Origin of the sequence: Leifsonia sp. Root4, assembly GCF_001425085.1 — a bacterium.
Taxonomy (GTDB): Bacteria; Actinomycetota; Actinomycetes; order Actinomycetales; family Microbacteriaceae; genus Microterricola.
Genome location: NZ_LMDN01000002.1, coordinates 143,439 through 159,759, shown reverse-complemented (window position 1 = coordinate 159,759; position 16,321 = coordinate 143,439). Strand labels below are relative to the sequence as shown.

At 68.6% G+C, this 16,321-nt stretch carries 15 protein-coding genes and 1 pseudogene; 8 read left to right on the top strand and 8 right to left on the bottom strand.

The genetic code is table 11. The annotated features are described in order from the left end of the window. Positions 1-80: 80 nt before the first annotated feature. Positions 81-836, top strand: coding sequence for an SDR family NAD(P)-dependent oxidoreductase (locus tag ASC66_RS06870; protein WP_055836849.1), 756 nt, complete (start codon positions 81-83; stop codon positions 834-836). Positions 837-905: 69 nt separating this feature from the next. Here the strand turns inward: ASC66_RS06870 and ASC66_RS06865 are convergent, their stop codons facing one another. Next, entirely contained in the window at positions 906-1,706 is an 801-nt protein-coding gene (locus ASC66_RS06865; protein WP_082492218.1) for an HNH endonuclease family protein, read from the bottom strand. Positions 1,707-1,789: 83 nt separating this feature from the next. Here ASC66_RS06865 and ASC66_RS06860 point away from each other — a divergent pair, with 83 nt between their 5' ends. Further along, entirely contained in the window at positions 1,790-2,491 is a 702-nt protein-coding gene (locus ASC66_RS06860) for a ribonuclease HepT family protein (protein WP_055836846.1), read from the top strand. A gap of 27 nt (positions 2,492-2,518) precedes the next feature. On the opposite strand, the gene ASC66_RS06855 is transcribed toward ASC66_RS06860, so the two are convergent. Further along, positions 2,519-3,121, bottom strand: a complete 603-nt coding sequence (locus ASC66_RS06855; RefSeq protein WP_055836843.1) for a TetR/AcrR family transcriptional regulator — start codon at positions 3,119-3,121, stop codon at positions 2,519-2,521. A 114-nt stretch (positions 3,122-3,235) separates the two neighbouring features. On the opposite strand from ASC66_RS06855, the gene ASC66_RS06850 reads away from it, so the two are divergent. Both ASC66_RS06850 and ASC66_RS06845 read left to right on the top strand, forming a co-directional pair. Next, positions 3,236-4,036 carry an SDR family NAD(P)-dependent oxidoreductase gene (locus tag ASC66_RS06850; protein WP_055838292.1) on the top strand — a complete coding sequence of 267 codons (801 nt, stop codon included), beginning with the start codon at positions 3,236-3,238 and terminating at the stop codon, positions 4,034-4,036. A 170-nt stretch (positions 4,037-4,206) separates the two neighbouring features. After that, on the top strand, positions 4,207-5,148 hold the full coding sequence (locus ASC66_RS06845) for a hypothetical protein (RefSeq protein ID WP_055836842.1): 942 nt from the start codon (positions 4,207-4,209) through the stop codon (positions 5,146-5,148). 11 nt (positions 5,149-5,159) lie between these two features. Here the strand turns inward: ASC66_RS06845 and ASC66_RS06840 are convergent, their stop codons facing one another. After that, positions 5,160-6,641, bottom strand: a complete 1,482-nt coding sequence (locus ASC66_RS06840; RefSeq protein WP_082492111.1) for an NERD domain-containing protein — start codon at positions 6,639-6,641, stop codon at positions 5,160-5,162. Between the two features lie 64 nt (positions 6,642-6,705). Further along, positions 6,706-7,398, bottom strand: a complete 693-nt coding sequence (locus ASC66_RS06835) for a DUF1294 domain-containing protein (protein ID WP_055836836.1) — start codon at positions 7,396-7,398, stop codon at positions 6,706-6,708. Between the two features lie 111 nt (positions 7,399-7,509). Between ASC66_RS06835 and ASC66_RS06830 the strand changes: the two genes are divergently transcribed. Genes ASC66_RS06830 through ASC66_RS06820 form a run of 3 tightly spaced genes read left to right on the top strand, consistent with a single transcriptional unit; the run spans position 7,510 to position 13,593 of the window. Continuing rightward, positions 7,510-9,108 (top strand): DUF3375 domain-containing protein, encoded by a 1,599-nt coding sequence (locus ASC66_RS06830; protein ID WP_055836833.1) that lies wholly within the window; start codon positions 7,510-7,512, stop codon positions 9,106-9,108. Then, positions 9,101-10,126 (top strand): DUF4194 domain-containing protein, encoded by a 1,026-nt coding sequence (locus tag ASC66_RS06825; RefSeq protein WP_055836830.1) that lies wholly within the window; start codon positions 9,101-9,103, stop codon positions 10,124-10,126. The genes ASC66_RS06830 and ASC66_RS06825 overlap by 8 nt, the downstream gene beginning before the upstream one ends. Further along, on the top strand, positions 10,123-13,593 hold the full coding sequence (locus ASC66_RS06820) for an ATP-binding protein (protein WP_055836827.1): 3,471 nt from the start codon (positions 10,123-10,125) through the stop codon (positions 13,591-13,593). The genes ASC66_RS06825 and ASC66_RS06820 overlap by 4 nt, the downstream gene beginning before the upstream one ends. Positions 13,594-13,736: 143 nt before the next feature. On the opposite strand, the gene ASC66_RS06815 is transcribed toward ASC66_RS06820, so the two are convergent. Beyond that, entirely contained in the window at positions 13,737-14,426 is a 690-nt protein-coding gene (locus ASC66_RS06815) for a helix-turn-helix transcriptional regulator (protein WP_055836822.1), read from the bottom strand. A gap of 81 nt (positions 14,427-14,507) precedes the next feature. Here ASC66_RS06815 and ASC66_RS06810 point away from each other — a divergent pair, with 81 nt between their 5' ends. Then, entirely contained in the window at positions 14,508-15,236 is a 729-nt protein-coding gene (locus ASC66_RS06810; RefSeq protein ID WP_055836819.1) for an alpha/beta fold hydrolase, read from the top strand. 59 nt (positions 15,237-15,295) lie between these two features. On the opposite strand, the pseudogene ASC66_RS18615 reads toward ASC66_RS06810, so the two are convergent. The 3 genes and pseudogenes from ASC66_RS18615 to ASC66_RS17795 all read right to left on the bottom strand — a co-directional run. Continuing rightward, a pseudogene (locus ASC66_RS18615) lies at positions 15,296-15,400 on the bottom strand (GNAT family N-acetyltransferase); the annotation flags it as partial. A 130-nt stretch (positions 15,401-15,530) separates the two neighbouring features. Next, positions 15,531-15,878, bottom strand: coding sequence for a hypothetical protein (locus ASC66_RS18065; protein WP_157509689.1), 348 nt, complete (start codon positions 15,876-15,878; stop codon positions 15,531-15,533). Positions 15,879-16,110: 232 nt separating this feature from the next. Then, positions 16,111-16,305 (bottom strand): GNAT family N-acetyltransferase, encoded by a 195-nt coding sequence (locus ASC66_RS17795; RefSeq protein WP_286145587.1) that lies wholly within the window; start codon positions 16,303-16,305, stop codon positions 16,111-16,113. Positions 16,306-16,321 lie beyond the last annotated feature (16 nt).

The window sequence follows — 16,321 nt, the reverse complement described above, 5'->3', positions numbered from 1 at the left end:
GGTGAGGCCGGAATCGAACGCGGCAACGCCTTCGCCCCCGGTGCTCCGAACGCAACATTTGTTTTGAGATGGAGAGTGTGATGGCTGTTTACGACGTATCTGGACGATCGGCGATTGTGACCGGAGCCGGCAGCGGCATCGGGCGCGCTGTGGCGCTGGAGCTGGCGGCGAGCGGCGCCGCGGTGCTGGTCAACGACCTCAATGCGGATGCCGCGGCGGCCGTGGTCGAGGAGATTCGCGCGGCCGGTGGCACCGCAGAGGCCTCGGTCGGCGACGTGACCGATCAGGCCTGGATCGAGTCGTCCATCGCGGCGGCGAACGCACTCGCCCCGCTGCGGATCGCCGTGAACAACGCCGGCATCGGCGGCCCGGCGTCGTCGGTGGGGGAGTACCCGCTCGACGGTTGGTCGAAGGTCATCGAGGTGAACCTCAATTCGCTGTTCTACGGCATGCGCGCGCAACTGCCCGCGATCGTCGCCAACGGCGGCGGCGCGGTAGTGAACGTCGCCTCGATCCTCGGCAGCGTCGGCTTCGCCAACGCGCCGGCCTACGTCGCGGCCAAGCACGGCGTCGTCGGACTCACCAAGACCGCCGCCATCGAGTACGCCCAGCAGGGCGTGCGCGTGAACTCCGTCGGACCCGGCTTCATCAAGACGCCGCTCATTGACGCCACCATGGACGCCGACGCGCAGGCCTACCTCGAGAGCCTGCACCCGATCGGCCGCCTCGGCCGCCCCGAGGAGGTCGCCGCCCTCGTCGCGTTCCTCGCGAGTGACGCAGCGAGTTTCGTCACCGGCAGCTACCACCTCGTCGACGGTGGCTACACCGCCAAGTAGCCCTGTCGCGCAGAACGGCCGTCCACCTCGGTGGGCGGCCGTTCTTGTTGCCGCGGTTCACTGTTCCCGCTACTGCGGTGCGAGTTGCCCCGGGCAGCCGTCGAGCACGCGCGCAATCGCGTCGCGCTCCGCCGCCGTCACCCAGAGTCCGTACTCATGCTTCACCGCGACCTGCCGGGCGACGTACTCGCAGCGGAAGCCCTTCTCCGGCGGCAGCCAGGTGGCCGCGTCGCCGGCCCCCTTGCTGGAGTTGCTCGGCCCGTCCACCGCCAGCAGATTGAGCGGATCGTTGGCAAACGCCAGCCGCTGCTCGGCCGTCAGCTGCTGGGCCCCGGTCTCCCACGCATTCATCAGGGCGACGACGTGGTCGATCTGCACGGCCTGCGAGGTTCCCTGACCGCGCACGAACTCAATGCTCGTGCCCGTGTACGGGTCGGCGAGCATGCCGCTCAGCACGCGGCATCCGCTCGGCCGATCGATGCTCGTGAGGTCGCGAGCGAGGATGTCGTTGCGGGTATCGCAGCCGTTCTGGTCGACGTCGCGCCAGGCGCTGCCGAAGCTTTCCTCGCGGTCGTAGCCGGTCTTTGGGGCGCGGCCCTTGACCGGGAGGGTGGCGAGCAGCTCGGACGCGGTGGTGCCGGTTCCCTCGGATGACGGCGGATCCAGCGTCGGCATCGGCGCCGGCAGTGCGGTGCTCGGCACCTCGACCTCTGCGCTGCCGGTTTCGACTCCGGGTGCCACGGGCGCGGGCCCGGTGAGGGTGCTGATCGCGGTGTATCCCAGCACCGCGAGGAGCGGAATGAGCAGCCAGGCGGCTCGGGTCAGTCGCGTTCGTGCCCGCGCGCGGCTGGCTCGTGTGTTGGTGCCCATGAATCCCTTGTGTTTGGTGCCGAGCTCCAAAACTAGTACATAAATATGTACATATTTTCGGCGATGGCTCTATTCTGGAAGGCATGAACGCCCGCCCCCTCACCGTGACGACGGTGGCCGATGCGCGCGCGGGGCTCTCCGGAGTGCTGCGCAGTTTCCGGGCGGACCCAGCGGGAGCGCCGCCTGTCGTGCTCGGATCGCACCGCAAGGCGGAGGCCGTGATCATGCCGTACGCGCGCTTCGAGCAGATTCTGCTCGCCGCTGCCGGCCTCGCCGATGAGCGCGAAACCGAGCGGGAGCAAGGCACGCGAGGGCAGGTCGGCAGCGACGGACCCCGCGTTGCGGGCGAAGCGGCGAAGGCGATCGCCGACGCCGCCACCACCGCCGATCCAGCCGGGATGGTCGACGTTGCAGCCACGGCCGATCCAGTCCCGCCGTTCGATCCCGTTGAGCACACCGAGCAGATCGAGCGCTGGCTCCGCGGGCTCGACGTCACGCTCGCCACCGCCTCCGAGATCGTCGATCGCGGGCGAGATGCCTTCCGCGAGGATGCCGCACTCCCGCTGGCCTGTGAGGCGCTCACGACCCGGGTGGGGGAGTTGGCCCGGCTGCTCGTTGCGGCCGATCCCCAGCGCTTCGACGACCCGATGTGGTCGCTCGTCGCGCGCAGTCAGGAGATCGTCGTGCAGCACTACAGCCGCGTCGACGAGCAGATGATGTGGGTCACCGTCGCCGAGGGGTTCCCCGAGATCGAGGACCTCGTGCAGGGAGCGCGCGAGGGCTGAGTAGCGCGCCGAGCCAGCGGGCTCAGGTCAGGGTTGGAGGCCGCGCCAGAAGAGATCCAGCGCGGCCGCCACGAGGTCATCCGCTGGCACCCCGTCGAGCAGGCCGCCCGAGGCGAGGGTCGCGATGCCGTGGAACGTGGCGAAGGCAACGAGTGCGATGCGCTGGGCATCGCCGGGGCCGATCGCGCCAGTGGCCTGGGCGTCGAGCACCACGCGCATGGTGACCTCCATCGACGCATGGCCGGCCGCGATGAGTTCGGCCCGGGCATCCGGGGAATGCTTGAGTCCGAACATGAGGGCGAGCAGGGTCGGCTGGGCCAGCGCGAAGGCGACGTAGGCGCGCGCCAGCGCATCGAAGCGGGCGCGGACGGCGGCCGGGCTCGTTGCGCTCTCTGCTCCGCTCGCGCGCTCCAGCGCCGCGGACATCCGAACGAAGCCGTCCTCGGCGAGCGCGTCGAGCAGGGCCTGCTTGTCGCGGAAATGGCGGCTGGGGGCGGCATGACTGACGCCGGCATCGCGTGCGAGTTGCCGCAGCGACAGCGCATCGATGCCGTCGGTTTCGAGGCTCCTCGCGGCGGCTTCCAGCAGCGTGCGGCGGAGGTCGCCATGGTGGTAGGGCTGAGCGGGCACACGATGATCCTACCGTCATGTTGACATTGACAACACTGCGGATGCCGTGCACAATGATGTCACTGACAACATTCGGTGCCGCTCGATCGCGGCACCACCGACGATTGGACCACCATGACCCTCGACCTCCACGGCGGAACCGCCCTCATCACCGGTGCGAGCTCCGGGCTCGGCGTCGAGTTCGCCAAGCGATTTGCGAGCCGTGGCTCGAACCTCGTGCTCGTCGCCCGGCGGGCCGACCGCCTGGAAGCGCTCGCCGCCGAGCTGCGCGCCTCCTCAGGCGTCGAGGTCGAGGTGGTTCCGGCCGACCTCGGGGTGGCAGGAGCGGCGGCGTCGCTCCACGCGGAGCTCGAGCGCCGCGGCATCCGCATCACCTCGCTGGTCAACAACGCCGGCTTCGGCAGCCACGGCGCGTTCGACGCCGCCGACCCCGGGCGCATGGCGGGCGAGATCCAGCTGAACGTCGGCACGCTCGTCGAGCTCAGCCGCGCATTCATGCCGCAGCTGCTGAAGGGCCGCGGGGCACTCATCACCATTGCGAGCACCGCCGCGTACCAGCCGACCCCGGGCATGGCGGTCTACGGCGCGACGAAGGCGTTCGTGCTGAGCTTCACCGAGGCGCTGTGGGCCGAGGCGCGGGGGACGGGCCTGCGGGTGCTCGCGGTGAGCCCCGGTTCGACGAAGACCGAGTTCTTCGACGTCGTCGGCACGGACGAGGCCTCCGTCGGGCGGCAGCAGACGAGCGCCCAGGTCATCGACACGGCCTTCCGCGCCCTCGACCGCGACGGCGGGCCGAGCGTCGTCTCCGGTCGCGTCAACCACGTCACGGCATTGAGCACGCGGCTGCTGTCGCGTCGGGCGCTCACCCGCACCAGCGCGCGCGTGCTCGGTGAGGTACGGATGGCGCGAGGCTGAGCCGCTCGTAGCGGCAGGCCACGAGTGTGCGAGGGCAGATTCACGCGGTCGCGCTATCGCGACGCGGATCGGCTGCCGTACGATGAGCGCACTCGACGGAGAGAGGGGCTGCCATGGCAAGCCTTGGTTTCGGATGGCCCGGTTCAGCCGACGCGCGATACGACCGCCGAGTGGATTCCGAATTCCTCGACCTATTCAGGGAAGGCCACGGGCTCTTCCGCAGCCTCCCGGAGTACGCGAACGGCGCCCGGTATCCGGTAGACCTGCAATTCCGACGGGACATCCGCACAGGTGCCCAACGGGCAACCGTGTACGTCGGGATGCAGAACGCGCTTGATGTTCACTGGCGTGATGGGGAGGTGCGCCTCACCGGACATGCTCGTCTTGGCCGACGGTCAGGCTTCGAGGAGGTGTGGTCGAACTGGACTTCTCTCGAGGATGCCGGGGCCCTGATCGACGACGTCGAGGGATACCTGGAGACTGTAGTGCCGCGCGTTGCAGCAACCGCGGTCGAGGGCGCCGTTCAGTCGGCAGCTTCCTCTTTCGGCCGCGACGGAACGGCGGTGATCGACCGCGAGTTCGCGCTCCAGTTTCGAAATCGGCAGGTACGTCAGCGACTCTTGCAAAGCTGGACAGACGATATCGTCGCACTTCTGATTGAAGCCCCGGTTCTTCGCGACAGCCCGCCCCATTTTGGTGATCGCTGCGATCTCGTCGGAATCAGCAAACGGGGGGAGCTGCTGGCCATTGAAGTGAAGCCACGGAGTGTGGAGTCGATTGTCTGGGCCCCTGCCCAAGCCATTGTCTACGCTCGCATGCTTCAGTACTGGCTCACCGAAGACCCGGCCGCGCCGGAGATCCTCAATCAGATTGCCGCTGCGCGGGCTGAGCTGGGGTTGCTGACTTCGAGGCCCCCGCTGATTGGCCTTGCTTCTCGAGTGCGCCCGGTAATTGCCATCCAACGCGGCACACGCCCAGACATTCTCGCTGACATGGACCGCGTGATCGCCTATCTGCGCTCCGCCGGCATCGAGGAAGCAAATGCACTTGAAGTGCGAGGCGTCAGCATGTCTGGTCGTTTAGTCCGAGATGTGAGTAGCGGCTGGCGCTAGTGCCTCGTCAGCTATGAGGTGGCCGCCGGAGCCGGCACGACTCCAGCCTCTGGCGTCACCGTCACGGTGGTTCCGTGCTGCGGCCCGGTGAGCGTGAGTGTGTAGGAGAGGCCGTCGACGCTGGGCACGTAGTCGGCTGTGGTGCCGGCAGGCAAGGCCACAACCGCTGAGCCGTCTGGCGCAGTGAGGGTCGAATCGTCGCCGACCACGAGCGAAGTAGGCCTCACACCCGATGAGCTCAACTGATCGAGCGCAACCGCCGCCGTTCCAGCTGCCTGAGAAAGTGCGGTTTGTTCGAGCTCGGCCGTTGCGAACGTTGCAGGGGCTGGCGCGGACGGCGCACTGAGACTGCCCAGGTAGTTGATCGCAATGACGACGACGACCGCGAGCACCACCAGCTTCATCAGCTCAGGGAGCGCCGAGCGGCGCTTTTTTGACGGTCGACGCGACGGCGGACGGCTCGGAGCAGTGCGCTGCGGTCGCGAGGTGGGGGCCCGCCTCGCTGCGGCTTGGCTACTTCGCCTCTTTGCTTCAGTGGCAAGCTCGCCTTCGAGCGCCTCGTACTGTGTCTGAAGCTCATCTGGATCTACGGCGGATACGGGCAGCAAACTCCACGTGCGCGCTTGAACCGCGGCATCCGCTATTCGACGCACCTGCTCGTCACTGTAGATGCGGCGCGACTGCAGCGCACCGAGTAGTTCAGAATCGCGCACGACACCGACCGTCACATCGTCGCCATCCGGCGCGGCCTTGATTACAAGTTTGCGCGCGCCGACCACGACGACGAGGCCGGCAGTCTCGACCGTGAGCCCGCTGGCCTGCGTGAGCAGCTTCGCGGCACGCCGTGCTTCGAAGGCGGCGTTCGAGATGTGATGCTGCGGATGGTTGCTCACCCTCAATGCGCGACCCGCGACCCAGACGTCTTTATTGGCGTGATGCTTGGTGTTGATCGTGTACACACCGGCAGGTCCGATCAACACATGGTCGATGTCGCTGCCCTCGCTGCCGACAGGCACGGAGTGCAGTACCGTCCATTCCTCGCCGAGGCGACTCAGAATCTCGGCAACGCGGCGCTCGCCGACTGCTCCGGCGTACCACGAGTGAATCTCGTCCGGAAGTTGGTGGGGACCGTCGGTGCGGGGCTCGGACTTCGCGTCTGCGCTGAGGCGAAGGATCTGCTCCATGAGAGATTGGGCCGGGATGCGACTGCGAAGGTCGTGGTGAGGTTCGACGGTTGGTTCCGGCAGGAGACCGGGATCTGACCAGGACGGCAGCGACTGGGCAGGGCGCTCTGTGGATTTGGCTGTGCCCGGCAGTGCGTACTCGTTTGCCAAGAGCGGGTCGCGCGGATGCCGATGCTCCGCCCATTCCTCGCCCGACCACCAGCGCCATTGTGCGGCATCCGAGGGGTCGGCGTACCAGCCCGAAGGCGGTTGCGGCGGTGCGGGCGGGAGGCTCTCGTCGTCGACGACGAGAGCATGGCGACCGGGCATCAGCCACGGTATCGCGGGGATGAAGGGCGGCGCTGGCCCCAATGACGGGGTGAAGTGCCGGCGATCAGCCGTCCACGGCTGCGAGCAGCATCCCGCCGATCGGCGTTGTCACCACTGAGAACACGAGCACGTTGATGACGACAGTCACCCAGAACACCGCGCGGAAGCTCGCCTTCTGCGTCTTGTGCCGCAGCATCTGCTGGGCGCAGATCGCGCCGGGCCAGCCACCGATCACCGCGAACAGGTGCAGGGTGTTCTCCGGGACGCGCCAGCTGCCGCGCTTGGCCGCCGATTTATCGAGTGCGTAGACGATGAAGCAGGCCAGGCTCGCAAGCGCGTAAACGGCGACAATCCAGAGCGGCAGTGGCCAGTTGGCGTTCACGTAGAGCGCGAAGGCGATGAAGGCCACGATCGCCAGGTAGGTGGCCGGGCCAGCCGAGCGCCCCGTCCGGCGGCCTGAGGGTTGCGCGCGACGGTCTGAACTCTGTGCCCCGCGGTGTGGCGTCCGCGTTCCGGCGCGCGGATTCTGCGCGGCGGGGCCGGTGTAGCGGATGTCCAGGGCCCGACTCTTGCCGTCGTCACCCCGCTCGACCAGATAGCTCACGCTGTCGCCGTCGTGCGGCCGTTCGGCCCGCGCCGGGAAGGCCGAGATGTGCGCGAACACCCTCGCGCCCGCGAGCGATTCGACGAAGCCGAAGCCGCGCTCATCGTCCCAGCTGGTCAGCGTTCCCCGGCTGCGTTCCACCCCAGTGCTCATCCGATGATCGTAACGGCGCTGACCGCCGCGGCACGCCGCAGCACCCCTCCGTTTTCGGCCTGCTCTGGCTGGCGACTACGGTTATTGAGGTCAGAAAAGGGGGCACAGCCGATGAGCGACATCGCGGGCGAATTGGCGCGGGTTCGCGAGGCGTTCGACAAGCCGACGCTGCGCCTGCTCGATCGCAAATGGGCGCCCTTCGTGCTCGCCGTCTTCAAGTGCTCCTTCAGCCGCGACCGGCGCAGCATTCAGGCCGAACGGCTGCACGCCCAGGTCGATGCCTACCTCGCCGACCTCCGGACCATCGGCGCCGACACCCCCAATGGCAACGGTCGTTCCCTCTGCGTGCAGTGGATGAATGACCAGTGGCTCTACCGCGACACCGGCGACAGCGAGGATGGCGCCGACGAGAACGGTGCCGCAGGCGAAAACTCGTCCGCCACCGAGGAGTTCTACTCGCTCACTTCGCACGCGCTCGAGGCGCTCTCGCTCGTCGAGAGCCTCGCTCGCGACCGCGCCCTGCTCAGCGAGTCCCGCCTGACCATGATCGTGGATGCCGTGCGCCACCGTGCCACGCAGGCCAACCCCGACCGCGACGAACGCGTGCGCCGCCTCGATCAGCAGATCGCCGAGCTGCAGAGTGAGCGCGACCGGGTGGCTGGCGGGGGAGAGATCGCCGCGGCATCCGTCGAGGACATGCGCGAGGGCTACGCCAATCTCATCGACCTGATCGGCCAGCTGCCCGGCGACTTCAAGCGGGTAGAGGAGTCGGTGGCGACGATGCACCGGCAAATCGTCAACGACTTCCGCGCCGAGGACCGCCCGGTCGGCGAGGTGCTCGACGAGTACCTCGCCAAGACAGACGCGCTCATGTCGCTGACGGCCGAGGGCCGTGCATTCGAGGGCGCCTTCGAGCTGCTGCGCGATGACGCGCTGCTGCTCGACCTCAAGGGCGACCTCGAGACGATCCTCTCGCACCCCTTCGCCGCGCAGCTGAAGCCCGTCGAACGGCGCAGCTTCGGGGCGACCGTCACCCTCATCCGCAGCGGCATCGACGACGTGCTCACGCAGCGCAACGGCCTCACGACGACGCTGCGCGAGCACATCGTCAACCACGACATCGTCAAGGACCGCGAGCTCGAGGGTCTGCTGCGCGACATCAACAAGGAACTCGTCACGTGGATGCAGACCGCCGGCCCGCAGTCGCGAGTGCGCGCCGAGATCATGCCGGGCAACCTCGACGCCCCGCACCTGCGCGAGCGCTTCTACGACCCCGAATCACACGTTCCGCCGGCGGCGTTGGCCGATGTCTCGCAGCACGCGCCCGAGGTGCTGAGCCTCGGCGAGATGCGCAAGCAGGGCGGGCCGCAGCTGCTCGAGATGCGCGAGGCGCTTGTTGACGCCCTCGGGGCGAGCGGAGCGAACAACGGCGACACCTCGATCGGTGATGTCTTCAACAGCCTGGCACCCGAGCTGCGGCGCCCGGTCGAGATCCTCGGGCTCATGCAGTTGGCCACGCAGATCGACGCCGTCGGGCACGATGGCGCGGCCGGCGCGGCCGACGGCCACACCAAAAACACCAGCACCGAGCAGTACATGACGGTGCGGCCCGATGGCACGACGCGCACCTTCCAGGTGCCGCGCATCACCCTCAGCGATGACGAAACGGCGGCCCTCGCGGCCCTGAACTCTGGAGCGAACAGTGACTGACGACCGACGCGACGAACCATCCGCGGGCGGCGAGCTCGGCACGGGCGCCAAGCCGTTCGGGCACAAGTCCACCATTGAGCACGCGGCCAGTGCAGCCGCTCCCGGCGCAGCCAGCGCGGAGCAGAGCGCCGCGCAGAGTGCTGCTTTCACCGACGGCGACGCCTTCGTCGGCGCCGACGACAGCACGGATGCCGACGGCGACAGCCTCTCGCTGTTCGAGGGAGACGAGGGCGGCCTCTCCGCAGCCCAGCGCCGCACCCTCGTGCTGCTGCTGAAGCACCGCTACATCTCGGCATCCGACCACCCCGCCGCCTGGCGCACGCTCATCGCCTCGACCGGCCTGATCAAGTCGCGACTCAACGACCTCTTCCTCGACCTGCACGTCGACCGCCACTACGAGGTCGCGTTCAAGCGGCAGGCACAGAGCGAGGGCGGGGCCGCGTTCCCGACCGTGCTGCACGACACCTCCTATAACCGCGAGGAGACGATCCTGCTCGTCGTGCTGCGTCAGCGCTTCCGCAGCGAACGCGCCAACGGCCACGACTTCGTCATCGTCGACCGCGACAATCTGCTCGAGAAGGTCGCGCACTTCCGTCCAGCCCACGCCACCAACCGCTCGGGCGACGCCAAGCGGGCATCCGCGGCCATCGAGACCCTCGCCAAGGCGCAGGTGCTGCTCCGCACGAGCGACCCCGACCGCTTCCGCATCGCGCCGGTGATCGAGGTGCTGCTGCCCGTGCAGCGCCTCGCCGAGCTGCTCGACTGGCTGCGTGCCGAGAACGGCAGCGGGAGCGTCGACATCACGGATGCCACCGAGCCGCTGGTCGACGTCGCGGAACCCGCCGAATCCGCCGAATCCACTGAAACCGATGGTCGAGTAGCGAGGAACGAGCGTATCGAGACCGAGTCACCGGGTCTCGATACGGCCGCGGGCGGCCTACTCGACCAGCAGGACGACGCCGACACCGATTCCGACGCCGAAACCGCCGCCGAGCCCGAACTGGAGCCCGCAGTATGAGCGATTCCCCGCTGTTCTACATCGACGGCGCCACCGAGGGCACCACCCAGTGGCGGGCCGAGACGTTCCAGATGGTCAACTGGGGCGGCTTCCACGGCCACCACTCGGTCGCGCTCGCGTCGACCGCGACACTGGTGTCCGGGGCATCCGGAACCGGCAAGAGCACCCTGCTCGACGCCTATCTTGCCCTCATGATGCCCTCGGACACCCCGTTCAACGGCGCCTCCAACGACGCCGGATCCGGCCGGGCCCGCAGCGCCGAGCAGCGCAACGTGCTCACCTACCTGCGCGGCAAGACCGACGACAACCGCGAGGCCGAGACGGGCGCGCTGCACGACCAGGTGCTGCGCGGCGCGGGGGAGCCCACCTGGGGCGCCATCGCGATGACGTTCATCGACGACAACCAGCGCCGCTTCACCGTGCTGCGCAGCTACTACGTGCCGCGGGCGACGAACAGCTACTCCGATCTGTCGATGAAGATGGCCACCTACGACGGCGCGCTGAACCTCGCCGACCTCGAGGATGTCGTCGCCGCCCGGTTCGAGAAGCGGGCTCTCAAGGCGCGCTTCGCCGGCATCGAGGTGTTCGACACCTACGCGGCCTTCGCGCAGACGCTCTACACGCGCCTCGGCATCGGGGCCAACGGCGAGGGCGGCAAGGCGCTCCGCCTGCTCGCCCGCATCCAGGCCGGCCAGCAGGTCAAGACCGTCGACGGCCTCTACAAGTCGATGGTGCTCGAGCGCCCGGCGACCTACGCCGCCGCCGACAAGGCCGTCAACCACTTCGAAGACCTCGAGCGCTCGTACGGCGCGATGGTCACTGAGGCGCAAAAGGCGCAGGTGCTGGAGCGTCTGCCCGAGCTGCAGAAGCAGTTCGTCGAGGCCAACGACCGCGCCGACCTCGTTGACACCTTCGGTGTCACCCGCAGCGGCGACACCCCGCTGCGCCTCTGGGAGCTCGCCACCGAGCAGCGCCTGCTCGACGCAGCCGACGACGTCAACCGGGCCGAGCGGAAGCGCGCCCAGACTGAGCTGAGCGCCGCCACCGCCGCCGAGAAGGACCTCAAGGAACGCCTCGCCGAGAGCCAGCGCCGCCAACGCGCAAACGGCGGCGACGTGCTCGACGAGCTGAAGACCGAGGTCGCCCGGCTCACCGAGACCCGCGACGACCGCGTCGCCTCCCGCACCCGCTTCGACGACCGGGTCGCCGTGCTGGCCCAGCCGATGGGCACGCCCGTCGAGTTCACCGTGGCGCAGGCCATCGCCGCCGACACGCTCACCGCCTTCGCCGACGCCCAGACGCAGGCCGAGGCGCACCGGGAGACGCTCCGCCGCGAGCAGTACCCGCTCGAGGAGCAGATCCGCACCCTCAAGAAGGAGCGCGACTTCCTCGACGGCCGGCACAGCCTCGTCCCGCAGCACCTACACGCCGCACGCCTCGCCATCGCGGAGGCGGCGGGCATGGCATCCGACGAACTGCCCTTCCTCGCCGAGCTCATCGACGTGGCCCCCGGCGAGGAGCGCTGGCGCCAGGCCGCCGAGGTCACGCTCGGCTCGGTCGCGCGCATCCTGCTCGTCGACGAGACCAAGCTCGCCGCGCTCGGCCGGGCGATCGACCCGCTCACGCTGCCGGTGCGCATCCACTTCGAAGGTGTGCCGCTCGGCGCGGTGACGGATGCCGCCGGCGAGAGCCGTGACCCGGGCCTCGTCTCGGGCAAGCTCGTGCACAAGGCGTCGCCGTTCACCACGTGGGTGCACGAACGCGTGCGCCAGGCATCGCTCGACGCCCGCTGCGTCGAGACGCCGGCCGAGTTCGGCGGCGACGGCCCCTACGTGGCGCTCAGCGGGCAGACCCGCAACGGCAGCCGCGGCGCGCACGGCATGAACCGTGACCAGAAGCCGATCATCGGCTTCTCGAGCCAGGCCAGGCAGGACGAGATCGAGCAGGAGCTCGCCCAGCTCACCGTCTCCGTCGAGCAGCTGGGATCCCAGGCGCACACCCTCGCGGCCGAGCTGGCCGCGCTGCGGGCACGCCGCGACGCCAGCCAGTCGGTGGCGGATGCCGTCTGGGCCCTGCTCGACGTCGACACCGCCGAGGCCGCCCTCGCGGGCAAGAACGCCGAGCTGGAGCGGGTGCTCGCCAACAGCGACGTGCTCCGCGGGCTGCAGGAGGAGGAGCAGCGGCTTGAGGCCGAACTCGAGGCGGCGCAGACGCAGCGCTTCGAGGCCGAGCGCGCCGCCCGCGTGCTGGCCTCGGCGCAGTCGGAGCTCGTCGATCGCGAGGATGCCGTCAACGCCCAGCTCGAGCGCATCGCCGACGAGGAGTCGGTGACGCTCTCCGAGGAGCAGACCGCGCTCCTCGACGCCGAGTTCGAGGCCGTCGGCGACCCCGACGACCTGGAGAGCTTCGCCGCCGGGCTCAAGCGCCTCCGCGAACGCCTGACCGAGCAGTCCTCCAGCGAACGCGCGCGGGCCGTCCAGGCCGCCGGCGCGATGAGGAGCATCTTCGAGTCGTACCAGCGTGCCTGGCCGGACCCGACGATCGGCACCGGCCTCGACTCGTTCGAGAGCTACCGCGACATCCTCGACTCTGTGCTCACCCTCGGCTTGCACGAGCGCCGCCAGGAGTGGAAGCGTCGCCTCGCCGCGTGGAGCGGCCAAGACCTGGTGCCGCTCGCCGGCGCCTTCGACTCGGCGATCTCGCAGATCGAGGACCGCCTGCACCCCATCAACGAGATCCTCGCGACGCTACCGTTCGGCGCCGGCCGTGACCGCCTCACCATCACGCTGCGCCGCCTGCACCGCGACGACGCCACGGCGTTCCGCAAGGAGCTCAAGCAGCTCTCCTCCGGTGCGACGGAGCAGTTCACCGACGAGCAGACCGAGGAACGCTTCCTGCGCCTGCAGGCGTTCATGGCCGGCATCCGCAAGCCGGAGGACGAGTCGAAGCCATCGCCGACGCGCGACCTGTTGCTCGACGTGCGCCGCCACGTGGAGGTCACGGCCTCGCGCCTGAACGCCGACGGCGAGGAGCTCAGCACCTACTCCTCGCTCGGCGGTAAGAGCGGTGGCGAATCACAAGAATTGGTCGCGTTCGTCGTCGGTGCGGCGCTGCGCTTCCAGCTCGGTGACGAGAGCCGCACCCGGCCGCGCTTCGCGCCCGTGTTCCTCGATGAGGGCTTCGTGAAGTCCGACGCCGAGTTCGCCGGACGCGCGGTCGCCGCGTGGAAGGGCCTCGGCTTCCAGCTCATCGTCGGCGCCCCGCTCGACAAGGTCACGGCCCTCGAGCCCTACATGGACCTCGTGCTCTCGATCACGAAGAACCACGCCGCCGGCTACTCCTACATCAACCCCATCGCGGATGCCGCGACCCCCGTGGCCCCGCCCACCTCGCCGGTTGAGCCTGTCGAAACCACGCCTCCGCTGGTTGAGCCTGTCGAAACCCCGGAGCTGATCCCCGCCGACTGAGCGACGAATCGCCCCAGCATCGCGTTCGGTTCCCGAGATTGCCATGCTGGGGCTGCCGCCTTTCGCGATGCTGCGCATCGCGCACGCTGGCTCGAGGGAGCAGCCGAGGAACGAGGCCGCCCCCGAAGCCAAGTGCGCTGCGATCAGCCGCCGACTGGTCGCGCCGATACCGGCGGCTCGCCGATCTCGTCGATTGAGTGCCCGGCGCAGGGGCTCCGGGTGGCCGTCGCCCGCTCGACACGGTGGAGGGCGAACCAGCGCACGTCGTCGCGCAGGCGGCACCACGCCACGAGCAGCCAGCGTCCGCCAGTGAAGGCGAAGATCATCGGCTCCACCTCGCGCCGCGTGGCCTGCCCGCGAGCGTCGATGTAGTCGATGTTCACGGTGACCTGATCGACGAGCGCCTTCTCTAGCACGGTCATCACGCGGCGTGGGGCGCTGGGCGCGACGTCGACCCAGACCCGTCGGGAGAGATCCGCGGCCCGCCGGCGGGTGCCGGGGTCGAGCACGTCCCGAATCTTGTTGGCCGCCGCACGAGCGGAATCCGAGTAGGGCGCCTGCGTCGCAACCGCCACCGCGGTGTTCAGCGCCAGCGCCTGCGCGGCGGTCAGATTCACAGGCGGCAGGCTCGTGATCTCGGCCAGGCCGTAGCCACCGCCGGGGCCCGTGCGCCCCCAGATCGGCAGGCCGCCTGCCTCGAGCGCGGCGAGGTCGCGCTTGATCGTGCGGGTGGTCACCTCGAACTCGTCGGCGAGCTGCTGTGCGGTGCGCCCCCGGCTGGGGGCGCGGCGCAATGACTCGGTGAGGGCGTGCAAGCGCTCGGTACGGTTCACTCGTCCATCATTGCAAAAAGTGCAAGAAAGTGACAGGAATAGTGACATGCAGTTGTCCGGTGACTGCAGAACGATGGATCTATGGACACCACCACAAACACTCTGCCCTCAATCATTCTCGTTCCCGGCCACTGGCTCGGCGCCTGGGCGTGGGACGCCGTTGCGTCCGAGCTCCGGAGCCGGGGCCACGCCGTCACGGCGCTCACTCTGCCTGGGCTTGATCCGGATGACGCGGAGCGCTCGTCTCGGACGCTGGCTGACCAAGCCGAGGCGCTGCGCGAGGCCGTCGGCGCGGCAACCGCCGACGGCAGTGCCGTCGTGCTCGTCGCACACAGCGGCGCAGGAGCGCCTGTTTCGCTCTTCCTCGACCAACACCCGACCGCAGTCAGCCGCATCGTCTACGTCGACAGCGGGCCCTCGGGCGATGGCTCGGCGTTCGACGCGGACTTCCCGGCAGACCAGGAGGAGTCGGAGCTCCCGCCGTTCGACCAGCTCGCAGCGAGCCTGGACGGTGTGAGCGAGGCCGACCTGCGCCGGTTCCGGGAGTGGGCGGTGCCACAGCCCGGCCCCGTCATGCGGCAGGCGGTGCAGCTCACGAACGACGCTCGGCGGAACGTGCCGTCCACGATCATCGCCTGCTCGTTCCCGTCGGAGGTCGTGATGCAGATGGCCAGCTCAGGCGACGAGATGATGGCCGAGGTGGCGACTCTCCGCGACCTCGAACTGGTCGACCTGCCGACCGGGCATTGGCCGATGTGGAGCCGCCCGGTTGACCTCGCCGCCGCGATCTCGACCGCAGCCGTGCGCTGAGCCGGGGCGGCGCTCCCTCGGCTGGCGGGGGAGCGTCCCGCCCGCGCATCGTCGAACTGGTGGTGCTTCTCCAGGTAGCTGGTGATGAACGGGCACCGCACCACGATGCGCAGGTCGCGGTCCCGGGCATCGCTGAGCGCCCACTCGACCAGCCGCGTCGCGATGCCGTGGCCGGTGATGCACCGCCGGTGTTTTGGAGCAGGCCACGGCGCGCGGGCAGTCTCGAGGCCAGTTCATTCATCAGGCTCTCATTGGCAAGCAATCGGCCGGCATGCAGAGAAGCCCACTGCTCAGCTAGGCACTCATCGCAGCCCCTGCCGCCGCGACCAACGCGAGCGCGCTGCCCACCATCAGCATCGCCCAACCCATCGCTTGCCGATCGTACATTTTGCTACGCCGTCGTTCATCCTTGGTCAGGGCGTGGTGGGCATCAGCGCGTGCTCGATTGGCGAGCCTCCTGCGTTTCGGTAAGTTCCATCTCGGAATCGAGCTCAACGCTTCGGACGCGGACTCTCGTTCGAGTTTGTTTAGATCGGCTTGGAAATCTTCCAACGTGTACAAACCTTGCAACTTCGCGGAGAACATCTGCCACCCTGTGCCCAAAAGGGTTAGAAGGCTTGCATAGAACACGATGATCGTCATGCATGAACCATGGCAGTCGCGTGTGACAAGGGCGGGACTTGGGTCGGCCCGTCTGACTCGCGGGTTTGGGCCTTATCTGGCGATGGGATGGAAATGTTGATGTCTCGGGTCCCCGGTGTCTTGCGCTACCCGTAGGCATCCGGAATTGGATGACCTACCCGACTCCTTGTCGCCGCAATTCTGGCGGACCAGTTGGCGCCAAGACCGCAGGGAACTGCTTGAGTCCGCAGTGTCAGCCGCGGTTGATGGAGCCCTCCAGCGCGTCGTCGAACTGGTGGTGCGTCTCCAGATAGCTCGTGATGAACGGGCACCGCACCACGATGCGCAGCTCGCGGTCCCGGGCATCGCTGAGCGCCCACTCGACCAGCCGCGTCGCAATGCCGTGGCCGGTGAAAGCGGGCTCGGTCACGGTGAGGGTGCAAACGATGCGCGCCGGTGGCTGT